The sequence below is a fragment of the Asaia sp. VD9 genome (genome assembly GCF_037150015.1).
In the GTDB taxonomy this organism is placed as follows: domain Bacteria; phylum Pseudomonadota; class Alphaproteobacteria; order Acetobacterales; family Acetobacteraceae; genus Asaia.
In genome coordinates this window covers 157,691-178,427 of sequence record NZ_JBBCQM010000005.1, presented here as the reverse complement: position 1 = coordinate 178,427, position 20,737 = coordinate 157,691, and the positions used below count along the sequence as shown (strand labels likewise).

Sequence of the window (20,737 nt, the reverse complement as noted above, 5' to 3'; positions counted from 1 at the left end):
CTGACTGTTTTGGGGCAGGTTACTCCACGGTCACAGATTTGGCGAGATTGCGCGGCTGATCGACATCGGTGCCCCGACGCAGGGCCACTTCATAGGCCAGGATCTGGACCGGAATCGTGTAGAGGATGGGGGCCACGAACGGATCGACATCGGGCAGGATCACCATATGTTCGGCCAGACCGCTCAGCCTTTCCGCCCCCTTCTGGTCGGTAAAGGCCATGATGCGTCCGCCGCGCGCCTTTGCCTCCTGGATATTCGACAGCGTCTTGTCGAACAGAATGGTCGAAGGCGCGATGACGACAATGGGCACATCCTTGTCGATCAGCGAGATCGGTCCGTGCTTCATCTCGCCCGCCGCATAAGCCTCGGCGTGGATATAGGAGATCTCCTTGAGCTTGAGGGCGCCTTCCAGAGCAACCGGGAAGCAGATACCCCGGCCCAGATAGAGCACGTCGCGCGCTTCTGACACGGCTGCCGCCATGGCCTGGATATCGCTCACCCTCGAGAAGACCTCAGCCGCCCGCGACGGCAGATCCAGCAGATGCGCCAGGAGGTCGCCCTCGCGCTTGGTTGACATCACGCCACGTGCACGGGCTATGGCGATGGTCAGCACGGCCAAAACGGAGAGCTGAGCGGTAAAGGCCTTGGTACTGGCAACCGAAATCTCGGGGCCGGCGACCATTCCGAGCACAACATCGCTCTCGCGGCCCATCGTGCTTCCCTCGACATTGAGGATGGAGACGATGTGCTGCTCACGCTCACGCAGGCTGCGCAACGCAGCAAGCGTATCGGCTGTTTCCCCCGATTGCGAGATCATCAGCGCCATGCCTCTGGGCGTGAGCGGCGGATTGCGATAACGCAGCTCGGAAGCGACATCGATATCGACCGGCAAACGTGCCTCCGCCTCGAGCCAGTAGCGGGCAACCAGGCCAGCGTAGAACGCAGAACCACAGGCCGTGATGATGGCGCGCGGCAATTCCGCCATATCGAACGGGAATTCAGGCAGGGCGATGTCACGCGTCACGGGGTCGATGATGCGCTGCAATGTCTGGCCGATTACCACCGGATGTTCATGGAGCTCCTTTTCCATGTAGTGGCGATAGCCATCCTTGCCGACCGTTCCCGCGATCAGTGCGATCGTCTGGACAGCACGCTGCACACGCTGCCCGGATGCGTCATAGAACTCGACACTATCAGGCTGGAGCACGCACCAATCCCCGTCATCCAGATAGGCAATGCGTCGCGCCAGTGGCGCAAGGGCGAGACTATCTGACCCGAGAAACATCTCACCTTCGCCAAAGCCCACCGCGAGCGGTGCGCCGTGGCGCGCCCCGATCAGGAGCCCCTCATGGCCGGTGAAAATCATTGCAAGCGCGTACGCGCCCTGAAGGCGGCCCAGGGTCTTGCTGGCGGCCTCGCGCGGCGCCATCCCCTGATCGAGATAGAAATCGACCAGCTGGGCAACGCATTCAGTGTCGGTTTCCGAGGTGAAATGGCGACCGATCGCCACCATCTCCGCTTTCAGTTCCTCGTAGTTCTCGATGATGCCGTTATGCACGATCGCCACACGATCGGTCGCATGAGGGTGAGCGTTGGTCTCATTGGGAAGACCATGTGTCGCCCAGCGCGTATGCCCAATCCCGGTGATACCGGTCAGAGGCTGGATATCCAGTACAGCCTGCAGATTATCGAGCTTGCCCGCCGCACGACGACGGGCGATGCGCCCGTCCTCCAGGCTGGCAATCCCGGCAGAATCATATCCGCGATATTCGAGGCGCCTAAGCGCCTCGACGATGAGCGGAGTGGCATTCTTGTGTCCGACGACGCCGCAGATTCCGCACATCAGCCCTGTTCCTTCTTCGCACGCAGGGCGTCACGAATGCTACGCCCTCTCTCTGCCTTGTTGATCTGTCGCGAACGACCCAGAGCCAGAGCGCCGGGCTCCACATCCTCGGTAATGACGCCGCCAGCCGCCAGAAGCGCCCCGCTGCCTATCGTCACAGGCGCAACAAGGATCGAGTCGGATCCCACAAAGACGTCGTCACCAATGACGGTACGGTGCTTGAAAACGCCATCATAATTGCAGGTGATCGTCCCTGCCCCGACATTCGTACGGGCGCCGATGGTCGAATCACCGAGATAGGTGAGGTGATTGGCCTTGGCCCCGTCGCCGAGTTGGGTTGCCTTAAGTTCGACGAAGTTCCCGACATGGGAGGCAATGCCACAGACAGTTCCAGGACGCAGCCGCGCATACGGGCCAATGATCGCCTCGCGTTCGACGACACATCCCTCCAGATGGCTGAATGCCCGGATACGCGCTTCTCGTCGGACAATCACTTCGGGCCCGAACACAACATTGGGCTCGACCACCACATCAGGCTCGATGATCGTATCAGTGCAGAAGAAGACTGTGTCGGGCGCAACGAGAGTCACACCAGCCTCGAGTGCCGCTACACGCAGACGCTTCTGCAAGCTGGCCTCTGCAGCGGCCAGTTCGGCACGCGAATTGATACCGGCCAGTTCATCCGCAGGCGCTTCGGCGTGACGCACGATGCCCTCACGTGCGGCCTGAGCCACGACATCGGTCAGGTAATACTCACCCTGGGCGTTTGCATTGCCCAATGCGGCGAGCCACCGACGCAGATCCTGCGCACCGGCGCACAGCACCCCGGCATTGCACAGATCAATAGCGCGCTGCGCCTCGCTCGCATCTTTCCACTCAATGATTTCCTGAACGCATCCATTCCGAACGATGACGCGGCCATAACGGCCAGGATCCTGTGGACGCATCGCCAGCAGCGCAAGCGAAACCCCGCTCTCCTGTCGCGTCGCCAGCAGGATACGCATGGTTTCTTCGGTGATCAGGGGATTATCGGCGTAGAGTATAGCGACATCCCCCTCACCGAACAGCTCCTCCGCCATACTGGCAGCATGACCTGTTCCGAGGCGTTCGCTCTGCACGATGCAGGGCCAGGGAGCCGCGGCCTTTTCGAGCGCTGCCATATCTGGCCCGACCACAACCACGATTCTGTCGAACACGGATTTCGCCGTCTCGATCAGATGCGTGATCATGGGGCGTCCCCCCAGCGGGTGCAGAGCTTTAGGCAGGCTAGAGCGCATGCGTGTCCCGAGCCCCGCCGCAAGGATCACGGCGGTCGTCGGTTTGTGATGGCGAACGGGCTGGCCGTCGGAAATGGAAAGTGATGTCATATCGTTACGTGGCGTAGCCAACCCGACAGAGAGCTGTCAAACCGCAGCTCTGTCACTTCGGATTGCTGATTATTGCATTCGCCCGCTTTGTGAGGACTTTCGCCCGTGAGCACCGAAATCAAGACCGCCGTTTTCGATCTGGATGGAACATTGATCGACAGCCTGCCCGACCTGGCCGAGAGCGGTGCGGCGCTTCTCAAAGCCTATGATCTGCATCAGCCCAATGCTGAGACAGTGAGGGGGATGATCGGTGACGGGGCACGAAAACTGGTTGACCGGCTCCTGATCTATGGGGGCGATACTGACAAGATCGACCGCGACGAAGCAACAAGACGTTTCCTGGAACTCTACGAGCCACGCGCCGCCGAGAAGACCCGGCTTTTTCCGGACACAGTGTCTATGCTGACCACGCTGCATGAGCGCGGCATTGCCTGTGTGATCTGCACCAACAAACCGCTCAAGGCGGCTCAGGCGATTGTGGAGGAGCTGGGCATCGCCGCGCTGATCGACGCCATTGGGGGCGGAGACAGTTTCTCCGTCCGCAAGCCCGATCCGGATCATATTCGCAAGACTATGCGCATGATCAATGCCGAGCCCACACATGGCATCATGATCGGGGATCACCAAAACGATATCGCGGCCGCTCTGGCAGTGCCTATGCCAGCCCTTTTCGCCAGCTGGGGCTACGGCGATCGCAGCATGAGCGCCCATGCCACCGCCATCGCGGGTTGTGTGGCCGAACTTCCCCGTCTGATCTACGATCTCTCACGACCGATATAGGGGTACGTTCGACGGCGGGACAACGCGTCCCACCGTCTGAAACGTCCCGCCATCAGGGCTGGATGACGGGGGTATGATCCAGCACCGCCGTCATCTGGCCGAGCTTGGGATGCTCGAACTCGATACGGACTGCCGTCAGACCGACACCCGGAATGTCCTGAAACCAGGCGGATCCGGGATGCGGAGCCTTCATCACGTCGAGATGGGATGAGTCCTTGATGAACCCCGCTTCCTGCTGCCCGACGAAATCGCATCGGAGCGCGATGCCCTTGAATTTCTGCCCAAAGGTCTCGGGGACCTCCCCCTTGAAGGGGCCATGCGATGTCATGGCGCTCAAGCGAAGCCCATCGAACACATGGGCATTGCCGTCACATCTGCCGGTATGGCGCACATTCTCGAGCAGAAGCGCCATGGCGCTCAGCGTGTCCATTGAATGGGACAGCTCGGCCTGTGGCACATCCTCACGATCGCTCTCCTTGGGGTCGAGAGTCACGATGTGCGGCGCATCATCAGCGTATTGCAGCACAACACTGCGGTGGCGCCCGCGCGAATAGCCAGCGCTTTCGTAACCCACCGGGTGAACCCAGTCATGGTCGAAATGACCCTGCGCCGTACTCTGAATATCCATGCGCAGGAACAGGCTCATGAACCCACCGGCATGGAGCGTGGTCCTGATACCGTACCCCAATTCCGTCAGGGTATAATCCGCCGTGGCATCAACCACATGCAGGCCATGATTATAGACCCGATAAATGGCGGTTGTCTGACCCACATTGGTTGCGGGAGAAGCAGCTGAGTGTGCCGCCGCCCCATTGCCCAGATCGGCAGCGCAAGCCTGCCCGCCAAGCGCTAACAGCGCCGCACCCAGCGAAAGCGCCCCGCGCGACGTCAGACACTCAAACGTCAAGATTGGCGACCTTCTGGGCATTGCCGACGATAAAGTCGCGACGCGGCTCCACCACATCGCCCATGAGGGTCGAGAAGACTTGCCCGGCATCTTCCACATCGCCCACCTTGACCTGAAGCAGGATGCGGGTTGCCGGGTCGAGGGTCGTATCCCAGAGCTGCTCATTATTCATCTCGCCAAGGCCTTTGAACCGGTTGATGGCAAGGCCCTTGCGCCCCTGCTGCACCACCCGGTCGAAAACCATGGCCGGACCCGCAAGTTCCACGGCCTGGCTGTCGAGCGCCAATTTCGCCGCACCCTCGAAATCTCCGGCGATGCGGCCGCCTTCTCCCGCTAGCCAGCGCGCCTCTGCCGAACGCAGCAGCACGGCATCGAGCGTATAGACTTCACCTACGCCGCGTACGCTGCGCGCCAGCCGCAGGCCTCCGTCTTCAGTCGGGCCTACCATCCAGCCGCGCTCATTGACCGGCGAGGCGGCATCGAGACGCGCCTGCAGGATAGGCGCGCGTTCCTGGGCAATCTCATGCCCGAGGGACAGGGCGCGCGCCACATAGGCCTGCTCCAGCACCCAGACCGGAATCTTGCTCGCCATCGCCGTCAGGGTCTTCGCCACCTGCCCCATGGCCTTGACACGCTCCATCAACGCCTCGCCCGCGATCACCTCGCCACTCGACAAGGTCAGCGTGGCATTGGTGAGCGCCTTGTCGAGCAGATACTGCTCCAGAGCCGCATCGTCCTTCAGATAGCGTTCCTCGTTACCGCGCTTGGCGCGGTAAAGCGGCGGCTGGGCGATATAAAGATATCCCTTCTCGATCAGCTCCGGCATCTGACGGAAGAAGAAGGTGAGCAGCAGCGTGCGGATATGGGATCCGTCAACATCGGCGTCCGTCATGATGACGATCTTGTGGTAGCGCAGTTTCTCGATCGAGAAACCACCCTGCTCCACATCGCCACGACCGATGCCGGTGCCGAGCGCCGTGATCAGGGTACCGACTTCAGCAGAGCCGAGCATACGATCGAAACGCGCCCGCTCGACATTGAGGATCTTGCCCTTGAGTGGAAGGATAGCCTGGAAACGACGGTCGCGCCCCTGCTTGGCCGTACCGCCTGCCGAGTCACCCTCGACGATGAACAATTCGGCCTTGCTCGCGTCGCGCTCCTGACAATCCGCCAGCTTGCCTGGCAGCGAGGACACATCGAGCACGCCCTTACGCCGGGTAAGCTCGCGGGCGCGCCGGGCAGCGTCACGCGCCGCAGCCGCCTCATTCACCTTGGCAATCACGGCCTTGGCTTCACGCGGATGGGTTTCGAACCAATGCCCGATGGCATCTGCCGCGGTCACATGCACAACAGGCTGCACCTCGGAGGAAACAAGCTTGTCCTTGGTCTGGGACGAAAATTTGGGGTCAGGCACCTTCACCGACAGCACCGCCGTCATGCCCTCGCGCATGTCTTCACCCGTGAGGGAGGCAGCGTTCTTGGACGATCCGGTATCGGCGTATTTGCCCACGACGCGTGTCAGGGCCTGGCGGAACCCGGCCAGATGCGTACCGCCATCGCGCTGGGGGATGTTATTGGTGAAGCACAGCATCGTTTCATGGAAGCTGTCATTCCAGGTCAGCGCAAACTCAACGCGGATGCCACTCTCGGCATGATCGATTGCACCGACGATGGGCGGGGTGACGATCGAGGTCTTGCTCGCGTCAAGATATTCCACAAAGGCACTGAGCCCCCCCTCATAGCAGAATACCACTTCCTTGTTTTCGGCGTGACGCTCGTCCCGAAGCACGATCTCGAGGCCGGAATTCAGAAACGCCAATTCGCGCATGCGGCGTTCGAGAATGGCAAAATCGAAATCGACTTTCGTGAAGGTCTGCTTGCTGGGTTTGAATGTGACCAGCGTGCCACGCGGCTCTTCACTCGCGCCGATGACAGCCAGCGCCTCGTCGCGCTCGCCATGCTGGAAGCGAATGAAATGCTCGGTGTTGTTACGCCAGATGCGGACTTCCATCCATTCCGACAGTGCATTGACCACCGCCGCGCCCACACCATGCAGGCCGCCCGAGACCTTATAAGAATTCTGGTTGAACTTGCCGCCGGCATGGAGCTTGGTCAGCACGACTTCAGCCGCGCTTACGCCCTCCTCCTCATGCATATCGGTCGGGATGCCACGGCCGTTATCGCGTACGCTCACCGACCCGTCGCCATTGAGCGTCAGGATGCAGCGTGTTGCATGACCTGCCTGCGCCTCGTCCACGGCGTTGTCGATGATCTCGAAGACCATATGGTGCAGTCCCGAGCCATCATCCGTGTCGCCAATATACATGCCGGGGCGTTTGCGTACCGCATCGAGCCCTTTGAGAACCGAGATGGATGAGGCGCCATAATCGGCTTCGTCATCGAGGTTCTCAGGCAACTCGGTCGGACGGATCTGTTCGGACATGCTGGCGTGACGCTCCTACTCGCAACAAGCGATCAATATAGCCCCTCTGACGAGCCACGGCTAGGGCGTTGGAATACGGGCCGGGGACCCAAGAAACCCACCTGTCGGAAATGTCGCAATCGAGGGACCGAGCTTTCGACGTGACGAGGCCGAGTCTTCATCGAGCGCTCCTTGCATAGCAACCCAAAGCCTCGTGACGTCTTCTCATAATGTGTCGGCCGACCGGCACGGTTCCTTCCTGTCAAAAGCGAGTTCCGACGCCATGAGCAACCCGTCCGATCCCTCTATCCCCCCTTCTGCGGCTCTACCCCCCGAGAATGCGTCGCCAACGTCCGACCGGGCCAATGCCCGAGCGACCTCACCCAGCAGACGCGGCATGATGCAAGGCGCGACGCTTGGGCTCGCCGGGCTCGTGGCCGCGACCAGTCGCGCGCAGGCAGCATCTGCTCAGGGGGCATCGTTACAGGCGGGGGCGGCGCCTATGGCCGATCCGCAAAAGCTCTATCCCCACGCCCCGTTTGCCTCTCAACCTCAGGAATGGCCAGGGCTGCAATCGCGCATGCATCCCAAGCCCGATTGCGGCGAGAGCAGCTACAAGGGCAGTGGTCGCATGGCAGGGCGGCGCGCGCTCATCACGGGCGGGGATTCCGGGCTCGGCCGATCCGCTGCCATCGCCTTTGCGCGCGAAGGCGCGGACGTTGCCATCAACTACCTCCCGCAGGAGGAAGAGGATGCCAGGGAAGTTATCGCCCTGATCCGCAAGGCAGGATGCAAGGCCGTTGCCCTGCCGGGTGATATTCGCTCGGAGGCATTCTGCCAGAAGCTGGTCAATGATGCCGCAACGGCGCTGGGCCGTCTGGATACGCTGGTCAATTGTGCCGGACGCCAGCATCACCATGACAGTATTCTCGAACTCAGCACCGAGGAATTCGACTGGACGCTCAAGACCAATCTCTATGCGTTGTTCTGGATCATCAAGGCGGCCATTCCGCATATGCCGCCCGGAAGCGCCATCGTGAACACGGCGTCCTCCAATGCCTATAACCCGTCCGAGATCATCATCGATTACAGCCTGACGAAAGCAGGCATTACCAATCTGACGAAATCGCTCGCCAAGCAGCTTCTCCCCAAAGGGATTCGCATCAATGCCGTCGCCCCGGGTCCCTTCTGGACACCGCTTCAGGTCTGTGGTGGCCAACCCATGTCAGCTGTCGAGAAATACGGCACCACCGTGCCGATGGGACGGCCGGGACAACCGGCGGAGATCGCGCCGCTCTACGTCACCCTTGCTTCGACCGAAGCCAGCTACATCACGGGGCAAATCTACGGCATTACCGGCGGCACTGGTATGCCGGGGTGACAGCGGGTCCCGCGGTAACTCTGACATGCCTGTTTGCGCGTGAAGGAGGTTCAAAAAGGGGTGCATCGCGTCCAGGCGATGCACCCCCTCGTTACGCATGATGTCCTATCGGTTTCGAGGGACACCGCCTGGAAACAGACCGGTCAGTCGATCTCCGCCTGCTGACCATTAATGACCAGTCCCTTGTCATTGGCAGAGACATGGACGGTCTGGCCATCGAAGATCGTCCCGTCCAGAAGGAGCCCGGCCAATGTGTTCTGCAGGCTGCGCTGGATCACACGCTTGAGCGGACGCGCCCCATAGACCGGATCGTAGCCGGACTCAGCGAGCCAGTCATCGGCCGCCTGGTCGAGATCCAGCGTGATCTTGCGATCGGCCAGCAGCTCACGCAGCCTCTTGAGCTGGATCGACACGATACGGTTCATATCGGCCCGTTGCAGACGCGAGAACAGCACGATCTCGTCGAGACGGTTCAGGAATTCCGGTCTGAAATGGCTGCGCACCACCGCCATGACCTGCGCCTGAACCAGAGCCGTGCTCTCTCCATCGGGCTGCTGGGCCAGAATATCCGAACCAAGATTGGAGGTCAGGATGATGATCGTGTTGCGGAAATCGACAACACGTCCCTGCCCGTCCGTCAGACGCCCGTCATCCAGCACCTGGAGCAGGATATTGAACACATCCTCATGCGCCTTCTCGACCTCGTCGAACAGGATGACCTGATAGGGCCTGCGACGCACGGCCTCGGTCAGCACACCACCCTCTTCATAACCGACATAGCCCGGAGGCGCGCCGACCAGACGGGAAACTGCGTGCTTCTCCATGAACTCGCTCATATCGACACGCAGCATGGCCCGATCATCATCGAACAGGAACTGTGCCAGCGCCTTGGCCAGTTCTGTCTTGCCCACACCGGTAGGGCCGAGGAAGAGGAATGAGCCGATGGGACGGTTGGGATCCTGCAGGCCGGCGCGCGCACGGCGCACGGCGTTGGAGACGGCCTTGAGCGCAGCTTCCTGACCCACTACGCGCTCGCGCAGTTCGTCTTCCATACGCACAAGCTTGGCACGTTCGCCTTCGAGCATCCTGTCTACTGGGACACCGGTCCAGCGCGACACGACGGAGGCGATCCCCTGATCCGTCACGGCCTCGCTGAACAGGCCCGCCTGGGCGGCGTCCTTCTGCTCCTCCTGTTGGGCCTCTTCGATCTGACGCTCGAGACCCGGGATGGTCGCATACATCAGCTCAGAGGCCTTGCCGAGATCCCCCTTGCGCTGGGCTATCTCGACTTCGGAGCGCGCCTGATCGAGCTGCTCCTTGAGCTTTTGGATCGCATTTACACGATCCTTTTCGGCATGCCAGGCCGCGCCCAGCGTGTCGGATTGCTCCTGCAGGTCGGCCAGCTCTACTTCGAGCTTCACCAGACGCTCGCGGCTCGCGCTGTCGTCTTCCTTGCGTATGGCCTCGCGCTCGATCTTGAGCTGAATGATGCGTCGGTCGAGTTCGTCCAGAGCCTCTGGCTTACTGTCAATCTGCATGCGCAGACGGCTCGCGGCCTCATCCATCAGATCGATGGCCTTATCCGGCAGGAAGCGGTCGGTGATGTAACGATTGGACAGCGTCGCCGCAGCGACGAGGGCACCATCGGTGATGCGGACACCGTGATGGAGTTCGTATTTCTCCTTGATGCCACGCAGGATGGAAATAGTATCCGCAACCGAGGGTTCACCGACGAAAACCGGCTGGAAGCGCCGGGCCAGTGCAGCGTCTTTTTCGATGTACTTGCGATACTCGTCCAGCGTGGTGGCACCAATGCAGTGCAGAACGCCTCGAGCGAGTTCCGGCTTGATCAGGTTCGAGGCATCCATTGCGCCATCGGAGCGGCCGGCTCCTACCAGCGTATGCATCTCATCGATGAACAGAATGACCTGCCCCTCGGCACTTTCGATCTCCTTGAGAACAGCCTTGAGCCGCTCCTCGAATTCGCCGCGATATTTCGCACCGGCCACCAGCGCACCCATATCGAGCGAGAGCAGCTTCTTGTTGCGCAACGCTTCGGGTACGTCGCCATTGACGATACGCAGCGCCAGGCCTTCCACGATGGCCGTCTTGCCCACACCGGGCTCGCCTATCAGGACCGGATTATTCTTGGTGCGTCGTGCAAGAACCTGGATGGCGCGACGAATCTCCTCATCGCGACCGATCACTGGATCGAGCTTACCCGACAGGGCAACGGCGGTGACATCACGCGCATATTTCTTGAGTGCGTCGAACCCCGCCTCGGCGTTCGCACTATCGACGACCCGGCCCTTGCGCAATTCGGCCACCGCACGCTCAAGGGCCTTGGCATCGGCCTTGCCCTCGGACAGAGCCTGTCCGGCACCTGATTTGCTCGCGGCAAGCGCTACGAGCAGGCGATCCTGCGCCACGAAACTGTCGCCCGCGCGCTGGGCATCCTGTTCGGCTGTATCAAGGGTGCGGACAAGATCAGGCGTCGCCTGAGGCTGGCCTGCGCCGCCGCCCTGGACTTTGGGCAAACGCGCCAGCGCGGCGTCATTGGCCATGCGGACACTATCGGGATTTCCACCGGCGGCGCGGATGAGTGCAGACGCGGCCCCTTCCGGGTCGTCCAGAAGCGCCTTGAGAAGATGCTCGGGCGTCAATTGCTGATGGTAGTCGCGCAGGGCGATGGTCGATGCGGCCTGAAGAAAACCGCGGCTACGTTCGGTGAATTTCTCAATATTCATGTCTTGGCAATGCTCCTATGCCCCGTGAAGGCGGCCAGTTGCGACAGCGAGAACCCCATCAAGGCGATCCTCGCAGTGTCATAACTTCAAGATGGGAGATTTTTTTTGATTGCCAAGAGCGGCTTACTGCGAATTCGCACGCGCGACCACGCCTGCGAATAACAGAGCGTCTCCCGCCTCACCCTCATGCAGTCAATTTCTCTGCAATCCGAAAAGACGGGAGGCTGTGCGACTCAAATTCAGACAGCTTCCCGCAGCGCCTTGATCTGTGCCTCGAACTCCTCGATCGAGAATGGCCGCCCGAAGATCTCGATCTGATCGGTCTGCAGATAGACTCCGGTACCGGGGATCGTCACCCTGACGAAGCGACCGAGCACACCCGCCTCATCACGCCAGATGAAAGGCGTACCATCGAGACCGCCAAATACCGGGCCGCCCTGACGATCGATGATCGTGCTCCAGAAGAAACGATCGTGAGAAACCTCAACCCGGAAGGAAGACAAGCGCTCCAGCACGCCATCGAGGCGATTGAAGATCATGATCTCATGGATATGGCAGAGCTCTCCCAGATCGACCATCCACCAGGGATTGTCCTCGAGGGCCGTGTGATGTTGAGGCCGTCCCATGAGACGCCCCGAGACAGCGCGGCAAGCATCCTCGTCACGCGAGCCCTCGTGAAGCGTGGAACTCTGCGTCGCGCGCTTCCCGCGAGACAGTAACGGCCAGTCGGCCAACGGGATGATGATGCCCGCGCGTGCTTTGCCGATCAGGGATTCCCAATAGTCCTTAAGGTAGCTGTCGGAAACTTCGTTGGTATGGGCGTGATACGCCGCACGTTCCTCTGCGGTCTTGTCACCCCAATGCTTTTGCGCTCCGAAATCGCCCAGACAGCCGCGCCTGTTCCGACGATCGAAATCCTCTTCCGAGCGAATGTTGAAATGCGCGATGTAACCGGCCTCTACCAGTCGGGCACGGCGGTTTTCAGCGTTCAAGAAGGACCAGGCTTTCTCGGGGAAATTCTCGTAATAGCCCTCCATCGACTCACCGAGCATGTTGCAGGCCCGCAAGGGAGCGCCCAGTCCGAACAGATCGTGATGAATCGCGACGTGCTGGTTCTCATAGGAAAGCCGATATGAAACAGCCCCCGCCTTGGCCAGGATCTTGGTGAAAGGAGAAGCTCCACTCTCGCGCATCGTGTAATTGCGCAGCACACCATCGGTCGGGCGGGTGGCGTGGCCGGAATGCCCGTAGCCACACCAGTTCAGATAGATTGCGTCGTGATCGCCGCCGAAGCGTGCGCTGACCTGACGAATGTCATTGCTGCCCGGCAGACAGACATATTCGTCCACGTCGAGGAACATGAGCCATTTCGTCTCATGCACGTGATGACGCAGGAAATGACGATACATCTGCAGTTGTTCGCCCGTGTAACGATAATGATGGAAGGTAACGAAAGGCTGCCCCTCCATCATGAACGGCAGCACGGCCTCGTAAAGCGCCGAGGGATCATCGTCATTACAGTAGAGATAGACGTGATCGAACCCGATCGACCGATGATAGCTCAGCCATTCGGCGATGGAATCGGATTCCCAGCGCGCGCATGCCACCAGCACGTGCTGATAGCGCGCCTGAGGCCAAATTCCCTTGTTATGGGCGACGGCAAGAGGAATCTTGCCAAAACTCGCGAGGTCCTGGGATTGTTTTTTCTTGGGCGAAAACGGGGGCATGGCTCTTATGTTCATCCTGCTCGGAACGAGTTCAGCGCGTCTATCAGACAGAACGCGATAATAAATCCCCTCCCGCCACGACAACAGTGAATTCTTGTGACATGTCACGGCAAATAACCGTTTTCACGGGCCGATCACGATAAGTGCTTTGTCAAACGGCAACCATCCCTCCCCGGTCGCGTGTTCATCGAAACGCTCACGGTACAGGATTGCCTCGATGACCGATCTGCTTTCTCCCATGCTGCTTCCAGAAACGAGTTGGGTGCGCCGAGCCGCGCATCGTCACTGGCTCGCCGCCGAGGGGCGCCGGCTACTGCGTTTTGCCTCAGCCTCACGCATGGAAGGAGGGTTCGGAGCCCTGGGTCGCGACGGCAAGCTTCCTGCGGACAGCGTTCCGGATGGTATTCTCACGGCGCGTATGGTGCACGCGTTCGCCATGGCCGCGCTACAGGGTATCCCGGGATGCCTGCCCATGGTCCGCCATGGCGTGGCGGCCCTTCTCGGCCCGCTGCATGACAAGGAGCATGGCGGCTGGTATGCCAGCCCGGCCAATCCTGAAGCGCGCAAGCAGGCCTATCTGCATGCCTTCGTAGCTCTTGCCGGCTCCTCGGCCACGCTTCTCGGCGTGGAGGGCGGTGAAAGACTCCTCTCTCTAGCGACCGACGTACTCGAGGGGCGCTACTGGTCGGAAGAAGAAGGTGTCATGCGCGAGAGTTTCGCTGCTGACTGGAGCGATGAGGAAGATTATCGCGGCGCCAACGCAAACATGCATTCCACCGAAGCCTGCCTGGCCCTCGCCGATATCACGGGAGATGATAAATGGCTCGATCGCGCGCATCTCATCGTCCACCGTTTCGTGCATGAAATCGCGGGCAATAACGATTTCTGCATGCCCGAGCATTTCGACCGCCAGTGGACCCTTCTTCGCGAGTACAACAAGGACAAGCCGACGGACCCTTTGCGCCCGTATGGCATGACGCCTGGCCATTTCTCGGAATGGGCGCATCTGACACTCAAGGTCGAGGCAGCGCTTCTTCGCCGCACCGGCACCGCCCCCGGGTGGATGCTTCATGACGCGCGGGCACTGCTCGATTCGGCGTTGCGCTTCGGCTGGGGACCGGACGGAAAGCCGGGGATGATCTATACGATCGACTGGGACCACCGCCCTCACGTCACCAACCGCGCGCATTGGGTGCAGGCGGAAACCGTCACAGCTGCGGTCAACCTGCTCAAGCGCACCGGCAGCCCGGCTTACGAAATTTGGTACCGCAAGGTCTGGGACTATATCGCCGACACGTTGATCGACCATGACCAGGGCGGCTGGCGTAACGAGGTCGATGCAGACGGGTACGTTTCCGGCGCCGTATACGCGAACAAGGCGGATCTATACCATGCATTTCAGGCCACAGTGGCACCGATCCTGCCATTATCGCCCTGCCTGACCCTCGCCCTGCGGGAATCAGATATCGTCTGACAGTAAAGGCTCTTGTTCTCCGGACGAGGGCACTTCTCACACGGCTGCGCCGGTCACGTCACGCCGCAAAAATCACGTTCCCTATTCCGTGCCACCCGGAGCCTGGATCTGATCATAGCCCACAGACCCGGGCGGCGCGCCGCGAGGGATGAGCGGCTCGTCAGAGACATGGATGGCCTGAAGCCGATCCGGACCAAGGCGTCGGGCCACAACCAGCTTTCCGTAAGCGGTCTGATACCCATAGCCCTCGGCGTAGATTGGCGCTCCTGGTTGCAGGTATCGTGTCCGTGCACCCGAGGCGGGTACACGCAGCACCGTTCCACTATCGAGCAGTGCTCCGTTCAGCGCCCCGTCACCATCATGGAGCAGACGCGCGATTCGCCCTTGCGCGCTCGCGGGAGGGGCCGAGGTAACCAGCTCCGGCATGGGGGCTGCACAAAGATCCTGCCTGTCGCTCAAAGCAAAAGCCCGGATCAGGTGCAGGGCAGGAGCGATCAGCCCCCTCACGGTCAGGCTGGAACCGGCGCGCAGATGATGATCCTGCGCGGCGAGGCCCGGAGGCATTTCAATCTCGGTCCCATCGGTCAGGATCGCCCCGACCGCGTCACCCTGTGTGCCAGGGAGCAGACGTTCGACCTTCCCGGAGTATCGCTGCATCCCCCGAAGGTCGAACACGCATTGCGAGGCGCCTTGCCCAGGTGAGGCGCTCCTCACGACCTGAGTCGCCTCAATAGGACCTGCGGCGAGGGCCGCGCCGGAATGCCAGATACACAGGGCGAAAAGCGCTGTCGCCATACGGCGAGAGGACTGACCCGAGCCTCTGGACATCATGCGCATGGCGTAAACTCCCTCATCAGATTCGATATCAGCCCGGCGGTCACCGGGCACGGCACTTAATGGCGGAAATGCCGCATCCCAGTGAACACCATCGCGATACCGGCGGCATCGGCGGCGTCGATCACTTCCTGATCACGAATGGAGCCACCCGGCTGGATAACCGCGACGGCGCCAGCGGCGATGACACTCTCGAGCCCATCAGCAAACGGAAAGAATGCGTCTGAAGCCGCCACAGAACCTTGGGTGAGCGCCACGCTCTCACCAGCCGCCTCAGCGGCATCGAGGCTCTTGCGAGCCGCGATACGGGCAGAATCAACGCGAGACATCTGACCAGCACCGATACCGACGGTCGCGCGGTGCTTGGCATAGATCACAGCATTGGACTTCACGTGCTTGGCGACACGGAACGCGAAGAGCAGATCGACCATTTCGGCTTCGCTCGGCGCGCGCTTGGTCACAACACGGAGATCCGCCTCCTGCACCTGCCCCGCATCCCGGCTCTGGGCCAGGAAACCGCCTGCGACCGATTTGAACGTCATGCCTGCTTCAGTGGCCGAAGGCAGACCGCCTGTAAGCAACAGACGCAGGTTCTTCTTGCGGCTGAGAGCTGCCTTTGCGCCGTCCGTGGCGTCCGGCGCAACGATCACTTCGGTGAAGATGGTGGAGATGAGTTCGGCAGTGGCTTCATCAAGGGGGCGATTGAGCGCAACGATCCCGCCAAATGCGGAAACCGGATCGCATCTGAGCGCAGCTTTCCAGGCGGCCTCGAGAGTTTCGGCGCTGGCAACCCCGCAAGGGTTGGCATGCTTGACGATCACGACGCTCGGCTTGTCGAATTCGGCAACTGCCTCGAAGGCGGCGTCCGTGTCGTTCAGGTTGTTATAGCTGAGCGCCTTGCCCTGAATCTGGGTTGCGGTGGCCAGTCCATAACGCTTGTCGGACGTGGCGTAGAATGCAGCGTCCTGATGAGGATTCTCGCCGTAGCGCAGCAACTCGCGACGCGAACCCGTGAGCGTCATGGTCTCAGGCAGCATGTCTCCGCGCTGCTTCGCGAACCAGGTCGCGATCATCGAGTCATAGGATGCCGTATGCGCGTAGGCCGCGCCGGCCCATACCGTGCGCTCCTGCAGCGTCGAGCCCCCCTTTTCGAGCGCCTCCATCAATGCGGGATACTGCGCGGGTTCGGTCAGGATCACGACGTGATCATGATTCTTGGCGGCAGCGCGGATCATGGCCGGCCCACCGATATCAATGTTCTCGATACAGTCCTCAGGACCCGCTCCCGAGGCCACCGTCGCGGCAAACGGGTAGAGATTGACGCAAACCAGGTCGATCGGGGCGATCTGATGGGCTTCCATCTGCTCACGATGGGAGGCCAGATCGCGACGCCCGAGAATCCCCCCATGGATCTGAGGGACGAGGGTCTTCACGCGTCCGTCGAGAATTTCCGGAAAACCCGTATGATCCGAAACATCCGTAACCGCCAGCCCCGCATCGCGGAGCGCCCTGGCAGAGCCGCCCGTCGAGAGCAGCTGCACATTCTGCGCCGTCAGGGCGCGACCGAGGTCGATCAGCCCGGTCTTGTCGGAAACGGAGAGAAGCGCCCTGCGAATGGGCAGGCGGTCGGCAGAGGTCATGTGAGGCTCCAAGGTAACCGGCATTCAGCGCTGGTATTCAGCGACGGAGGCTCCGCCATTGCCCATCATGGACCGGCACCCGAGACCGCACCTGAGATCCCGGATATCGTAGCCCGGGATGCCAGCCACGAACGCACAACAGCGGAATTTTGCTGCTGCTCTTATTCCCCTGCATCCGATTAGGCAATCAAAGGCATGTGGCTGAATTTTAACATTCCAGGCGGCCAGTCATGAAGCAGGCAACGATAACTTATCCAGCCAAGGCAGAAGAGGCAGGCAACGAGCAGCACATACTCCCTGAAACTGCCGGTCTTGGCGTGAGGCCAGAGGGACAGTCTGTTGCGAGAGAGCGGATAAAGCGCCCAGCATCCCCCTGTCATCATGTCCGCAAGAATATGGCTGAAATAGCCGATCAGGAACCCACCCCAGGCAGATTGAAGCCCCGCCGGTCCGAGAGAATGTTCGAGTGCCCAGCCCGCCGCCAAGGGTACTGCGAGACTATGGGTTACCGTACGGTGCCCCACCATGCGGGACAGCGGCCGCGACAGCCACACCATACGGCAGCCGAGCATCGATCTCTCTGTGTCCAGATCGGGGGCCAGACTGCCGAGACCGGTCGCAATCATTACCGGCCATGAGAGCGGGAGCCAGCCTGCGGCTGCCGCGGTCAGCCCGCAAGCGATACCAAGAACAAGATGGGAACGTCCAATCATGCTGCCTTATGGCACCACATGAACTCTCTCGTCCATCTCTATGATTCTATTCGATAGTCTTCATCTCTGTAACCAGTCCGAGCGCGATATTCGATGCACCAGAAGGTGGAGCGGAAAATCCTCAAACGAAGCCTCGTTCGGCTACCGATTGGCTTCGCCGCCCATCTCGTCTCCGGGCAGGGTACGGTCTTCGATACCGGAACGGTACATTCGCTCATAACGCATATAAAATACTGCAAAGACAGTATACTACGCCAAGAATCTCATACAATCTGTGAGCAAACGCCTAAGGTCAGTCGCTCCAGTGCATCTTGACATCAAGATAAAATATCTGCCGCATCATCCTGATTTTGAAGCATTATGTTCCATCAGTGCAGGATACTCCCAGCCTCCACCCAAGGCGCGGTAGAGAGAGACGAACGCCGTCGCGATCTGGATACGATTAGCCGAATAGGTTGCCTCTGCCGCCAATGCGGCGCTCTCAGCGTTATCAACCTGGAGGAAGTCCACGGCACCCTCGCGGTACTGTTCCCGTGCAATACCGACTGCCTTGCGACTTTCTTCCCAGGCGACCCGCGTCTGCTCGAGGCGCTTCTGGGACTGGGCGTAAGCAGTGAGCGCATTATCGACTTCGTTCCAGGCCGTGGTGACGGTCTGGTGAAAAGCGAGCGCCGCATCCTTCTGTTCAGCCTTGCGCAAGGCCAGCGTACCGCGCAGACGTCCCCCTTCGAAAAGAGGAACCGATAATGTCGGACCCGTCGCAAACTGACGCGAAGGAAGCGAAAAGAAATTCGCCGCTGACAGGGTCTGCGTGCCCATCTGCCCTGTCAGGGTGATATCGGGATAGAACGCCGCGATCGCAACGCCTACTCCGGCGGTCGCCATATGGAGCTTGGCTTCAGCCTCCCGGATATCGGGGCGACGGCGCGCCAGTGCGGAGGGCAATCCCACCGGAGCGGACGGAATTACCCCCGGCATCGTGCCATCATGCGCAGCCAGCTCGACGGCAAGGCTCCGGGGCGGCTCATCCAGCAACATCCCGATGGCGTTGATGAGGGCAGACTCAGAATTGCGCAGAACGGGCAATGCCGCCGCCGTACCCGCCTGTTCCGTACGCGCCTGCGCCAGATCGAGCGTCGTCGCCGCGCCGTTGCCAAAACGCGACTCAACCAGTGCCACATCGTGTTCGGCAACGGCCATATGCCGCTGCGTGATGGCGATCTGGTCCTGTACGCCTCTCAGCTGCATGTAGCTGTCTACCAGGGTTGCCAGCGTGCTCAGGGCCAAGCCATGGCGTGCCTCGATAGCGGCCTCCTGCGACGCGTGCTGCGCCTCAACCGACCGCCTGATCTGCCCGAACAGATCGAGATCCCAGGAGGCCCCGAGTGTGTTCTGGAAAAAATCATACTCGTTGGGCGCGCCGTTTCGCGGTTGCACCAAAGAGATAAATCCGGTCTCACTCTGATGCGTCCGCGTATAGGAGCCTGCCCAATTGAGGCTCGGCAAACCCTGGGCAGCTGCGATACGAGTCTGCGAGCGGGCTTCCGCGATACGCTGCATACCGCGTTGCAGATCGATGTTCTGAACCGCCAGACGATCGATAAGCCGGTTCAGCTCAGGATCGTTGAATCGCTTCCACCAGGCAATATCCACCGGCCCTCCATAGGTCCGGCCCGCCAGATCCTGAGGTTCCTCGCCGTAGCGCGCCGGAGAGATGACCTCAGGGCGTTTGAAATCAGGCCCCAACGTACACGCCGACAGGAGCGTACTCGCCCCGAGCAGCATAAGCAGGCGCGCAGGAGAACTCATCGCGCCGTGATCCCGGTCTGGCTGTGGCGCTGTTCGTCCACCACGTTCTCAAGGCCGGTATCGACCGTCGTTTCGACCGAAAATCCCATGCGCAACAATTTCGCCAAGGGTTGATTAGGCGTCACGATGATCTTCACAGGCAGACGCTGCACGATCTTCGTAAAATTACCGGTCGCATTCTCGGGGGCAATCGGCGCAAAGGCCGCACCTGATGCCGGTGGGATGCTGTCGACGATACCGTCGAGATCCATGTCGTAAGCGTCCACATGGATGCGCGCATGCTGGCCCGGGCGCATGTGACGCAACGCAAGCTCCCGGTAATTGGCCATGACCCAGAGCTGGTTCATCGGCACGAGGGCCATCATGGCCGCGCCAGGGGCGACGTAATTACCCGCCTGAACCGTCTTTTCACCCACCATTCCATCGAAAGGCGCGCGGATCTCGGTATAGGAGAGATTGAGTTCGTCCTGATGCACAATCGCCCGATCGATGATCAGCTTGCGCATCGAGGCTTCGTGGCGCGCCTTGAGGATGGGAATATCCGCTTCCGCTGCGGCGACGCGCGCCTTCATGCTACGCAGATTCGCCTCCATTTCGCGCATTGACGCATCGGTCAGCTGATGCTCCTGCGTGGAGCCCGCCCCTGTCTGGGCAAGATTCTGATAACGCCGCGCATTCTGCCGCGCGTAGACAAGCTGCGCCTCGATGCGCGCAGCTTCGGCCTTGCTCTCCTCGATCATGCTCGGCTGACGGTCAACAGCGGCCTCGGTGTCCAGCACAAGCGCCTCATCATGCCCAAGCTGGGCCCGATTTTTCTCAAGTGTCGTCTCGTAATCGCGTGGATCGAGCCGCACGAGCACCTGCCCCGCCCGGACGCTCTGATTGTCATCGACCAGGACATCGATCACCTGACCCGGCACACGTGGCGCAATCGTGGCATAATGCGCCGTCACATAGGCATCATTCGTCCAGACCTTTCGGTTGGGGACGAAGATGATCGCGAGGATGATGGCACAAAAGCCCAGAATGATGAGGCCTGTGACAACAAAGGGCCATTTGGCCGGGCTGCTTTTCTGATCGTCTGAGGCCATGG

At 60.7% G+C, this 20,737-nt stretch carries 14 protein-coding genes; 3 read left to right on the top strand and 11 right to left on the bottom strand.

What is annotated here, in order from left to right:
• Window positions 1-19: 19 nt before the first annotated feature.
• Window positions 20-1,843 carry a glutamine--fructose-6-phosphate transaminase (isomerizing) gene (glmS, locus tag WFJ47_RS08495; protein ID WP_336762283.1) on the bottom strand — a complete coding sequence of 608 codons (1,824 nt, stop codon included), beginning with the start codon at window positions 1,841-1,843 and terminating at the stop codon, window positions 20-22.
• The gene (gene glmU / locus WFJ47_RS08490; RefSeq protein WP_336762281.1) at window positions 1,843-3,210 is read right to left on the bottom strand and encodes a bifunctional UDP-N-acetylglucosamine diphosphorylase/glucosamine-1-phosphate N-acetyltransferase GlmU; all 1,368 of its coding nucleotides are present in this window, start codon (window positions 3,208-3,210) and stop codon (window positions 1,843-1,845) included. Before glmU ends, glmS begins: the two co-directional genes overlap by 1 nt.
• Window positions 3,211-3,315: 105 nt before the next feature.
• Between glmU and WFJ47_RS08485 the strand changes: the two genes are divergently transcribed.
• On the top strand, window positions 3,316-3,990 hold the full coding sequence (locus WFJ47_RS08485; RefSeq protein WP_336762279.1) for an HAD-IA family hydrolase: 675 nt from the start codon (window positions 3,316-3,318) through the stop codon (window positions 3,988-3,990).
• Between the two features lie 52 nt (window positions 3,991-4,042).
• On the opposite strand, the gene WFJ47_RS08480 is transcribed toward WFJ47_RS08485, so the two are convergent.
• Both WFJ47_RS08480 and gyrB read right to left on the bottom strand, forming a co-directional pair.
• Window positions 4,043-4,897 carry a DUF3108 domain-containing protein gene (locus WFJ47_RS08480; protein WP_158625384.1) on the bottom strand — a complete coding sequence of 285 codons (855 nt, stop codon included), beginning with the start codon at window positions 4,895-4,897 and terminating at the stop codon, window positions 4,043-4,045.
• A complete protein-coding gene (gene gyrB, locus WFJ47_RS08475; protein ID WP_127102162.1) occupies window positions 4,887-7,340 on the bottom strand; it encodes a DNA topoisomerase (ATP-hydrolyzing) subunit B in 2,454 nt (817 codons plus the stop codon). Before gyrB ends, WFJ47_RS08480 begins: the two co-directional genes overlap by 11 nt.
• A gap of 376 nt (window positions 7,341-7,716) precedes the next feature.
• Between gyrB and WFJ47_RS08470 the strand changes: the two genes are divergently transcribed.
• Window positions 7,717-8,700, top strand: a complete 984-nt coding sequence (locus WFJ47_RS08470) for an SDR family oxidoreductase (RefSeq protein WP_336762433.1) — start codon at window positions 7,717-7,719, stop codon at window positions 8,698-8,700.
• Between the two features lie 143 nt (window positions 8,701-8,843).
• On the opposite strand, the gene clpB is transcribed toward WFJ47_RS08470, so the two are convergent.
• On the bottom strand, window positions 8,844-11,447 hold the full coding sequence (gene clpB / locus WFJ47_RS08465; protein ID WP_336762276.1) for an ATP-dependent chaperone ClpB: 2,604 nt from the start codon (window positions 11,445-11,447) through the stop codon (window positions 8,844-8,846).
• A 239-nt stretch (window positions 11,448-11,686) separates the two neighbouring features.
• Complete coding sequence (locus WFJ47_RS08460; protein ID WP_336762274.1) at window positions 11,687-13,174, bottom strand: glycosyltransferase family 2 protein; 1,488 nt, start codon at window positions 13,172-13,174, stop codon at window positions 11,687-11,689.
• 217 nt (window positions 13,175-13,391) lie between these two features.
• On the opposite strand from WFJ47_RS08460, the gene WFJ47_RS08455 reads away from it, so the two are divergent.
• The gene (locus tag WFJ47_RS08455) at window positions 13,392-14,648 is read left to right on the top strand and encodes an AGE family epimerase/isomerase (protein WP_336762272.1); all 1,257 of its coding nucleotides are present in this window, start codon (window positions 13,392-13,394) and stop codon (window positions 14,646-14,648) included.
• Window positions 14,649-14,729: 81 nt separating this feature from the next.
• On the opposite strand, the gene WFJ47_RS08450 is transcribed toward WFJ47_RS08455, so the two are convergent.
• The 5 genes from WFJ47_RS08450 to WFJ47_RS08430 form a co-directional block, all read right to left on the bottom strand.
• A complete protein-coding gene (locus tag WFJ47_RS08450; RefSeq protein ID WP_336762270.1) occupies window positions 14,730-15,485 on the bottom strand; it encodes a hypothetical protein in 756 nt (251 codons plus the stop codon).
• 56 nt (window positions 15,486-15,541) lie between these two features.
• On the bottom strand, window positions 15,542-17,122 hold the full coding sequence (gene purH, locus WFJ47_RS08445; protein WP_336762269.1) for a bifunctional phosphoribosylaminoimidazolecarboxamide formyltransferase/IMP cyclohydrolase: 1,581 nt from the start codon (window positions 17,120-17,122) through the stop codon (window positions 15,542-15,544).
• Window positions 17,123-17,301: 179 nt separating this feature from the next.
• The gene (locus WFJ47_RS08440) at window positions 17,302-17,835 is read right to left on the bottom strand and encodes a metal-dependent hydrolase (RefSeq protein ID WP_336762267.1); all 534 of its coding nucleotides are present in this window, start codon (window positions 17,833-17,835) and stop codon (window positions 17,302-17,304) included.
• A gap of 339 nt (window positions 17,836-18,174) precedes the next feature.
• Entirely contained in the window at window positions 18,175-19,644 is a 1,470-nt protein-coding gene (locus WFJ47_RS08435) for an efflux transporter outer membrane subunit (RefSeq protein WP_336762265.1), read from the bottom strand.
• Window positions 19,641-20,735, bottom strand: a complete 1,095-nt coding sequence (locus WFJ47_RS08430) for an HlyD family secretion protein (RefSeq protein WP_336762264.1) — start codon at window positions 20,733-20,735, stop codon at window positions 19,641-19,643. The genes WFJ47_RS08435 and WFJ47_RS08430 overlap by 4 nt, the downstream gene beginning before the upstream one ends.
• Window positions 20,736-20,737 lie beyond the last annotated feature (2 nt).

Bases quoted from the DNA above. Each gene is read 5' to 3' on its own strand.
- glmU (WP_336762281.1), bottom strand. From the start codon at position 3,210: ATGACATCACTTTCCATTTCCGACGGCCAGCCCGTTCGCCATCACAAA.
- WFJ47_RS08440 (WP_336762267.1), bottom strand. From the start codon at position 17,835: ATGATTGGACGTTCCCATCTTGTTCTTGGTATCGCTTGCGGGCTGACC.
- WFJ47_RS08470 (WP_336762433.1), top strand. From the start codon at position 7,717: ATGATGCAAGGCGCGACGCTTGGGCTCGCCGGGCTCGTGGCCGCGACC.
- gyrB (WP_127102162.1), bottom strand. From the start codon at position 7,340: ATGTCCGAACAGATCCGTCCGACCGAGTTGCCTGAGAACCTCGATGAC.
- purH (WP_336762269.1), bottom strand. From the start codon at position 17,122: ATGACCTCTGCCGACCGCCTGCCCATTCGCAGGGCGCTTCTCTCCGTT.
- WFJ47_RS08450 (WP_336762270.1), bottom strand. From the start codon at position 15,485: ATGCGCATGATGTCCAGAGGCTCGGGTCAGTCCTCTCGCCGTATGGCG.
- WFJ47_RS08460 (WP_336762274.1), bottom strand. From the start codon at position 13,174: ATGCCCCCGTTTTCGCCCAAGAAAAAACAATCCCAGGACCTCGCGAGT.
- clpB (WP_336762276.1), bottom strand. From the start codon at position 11,447: ATGAATATTGAGAAATTCACCGAACGTAGCCGCGGTTTTCTTCAGGCC.
- WFJ47_RS08455 (WP_336762272.1), top strand. From the start codon at position 13,392: ATGACCGATCTGCTTTCTCCCATGCTGCTTCCAGAAACGAGTTGGGTG.
- glmS (WP_336762283.1), bottom strand. From the start codon at position 1,843: ATGTGCGGAATCTGCGGCGTCGTCGGACACAAGAATGCCACTCCGCTC.
- WFJ47_RS08435 (WP_336762265.1), bottom strand. From the start codon at position 19,644: ATGAGTTCTCCTGCGCGCCTGCTTATGCTGCTCGGGGCGAGTACGCTC.
- WFJ47_RS08430 (WP_336762264.1), bottom strand. From the start codon at position 20,735: ATGGCCTCAGACGATCAGAAAAGCAGCCCGGCCAAATGGCCCTTTGTT.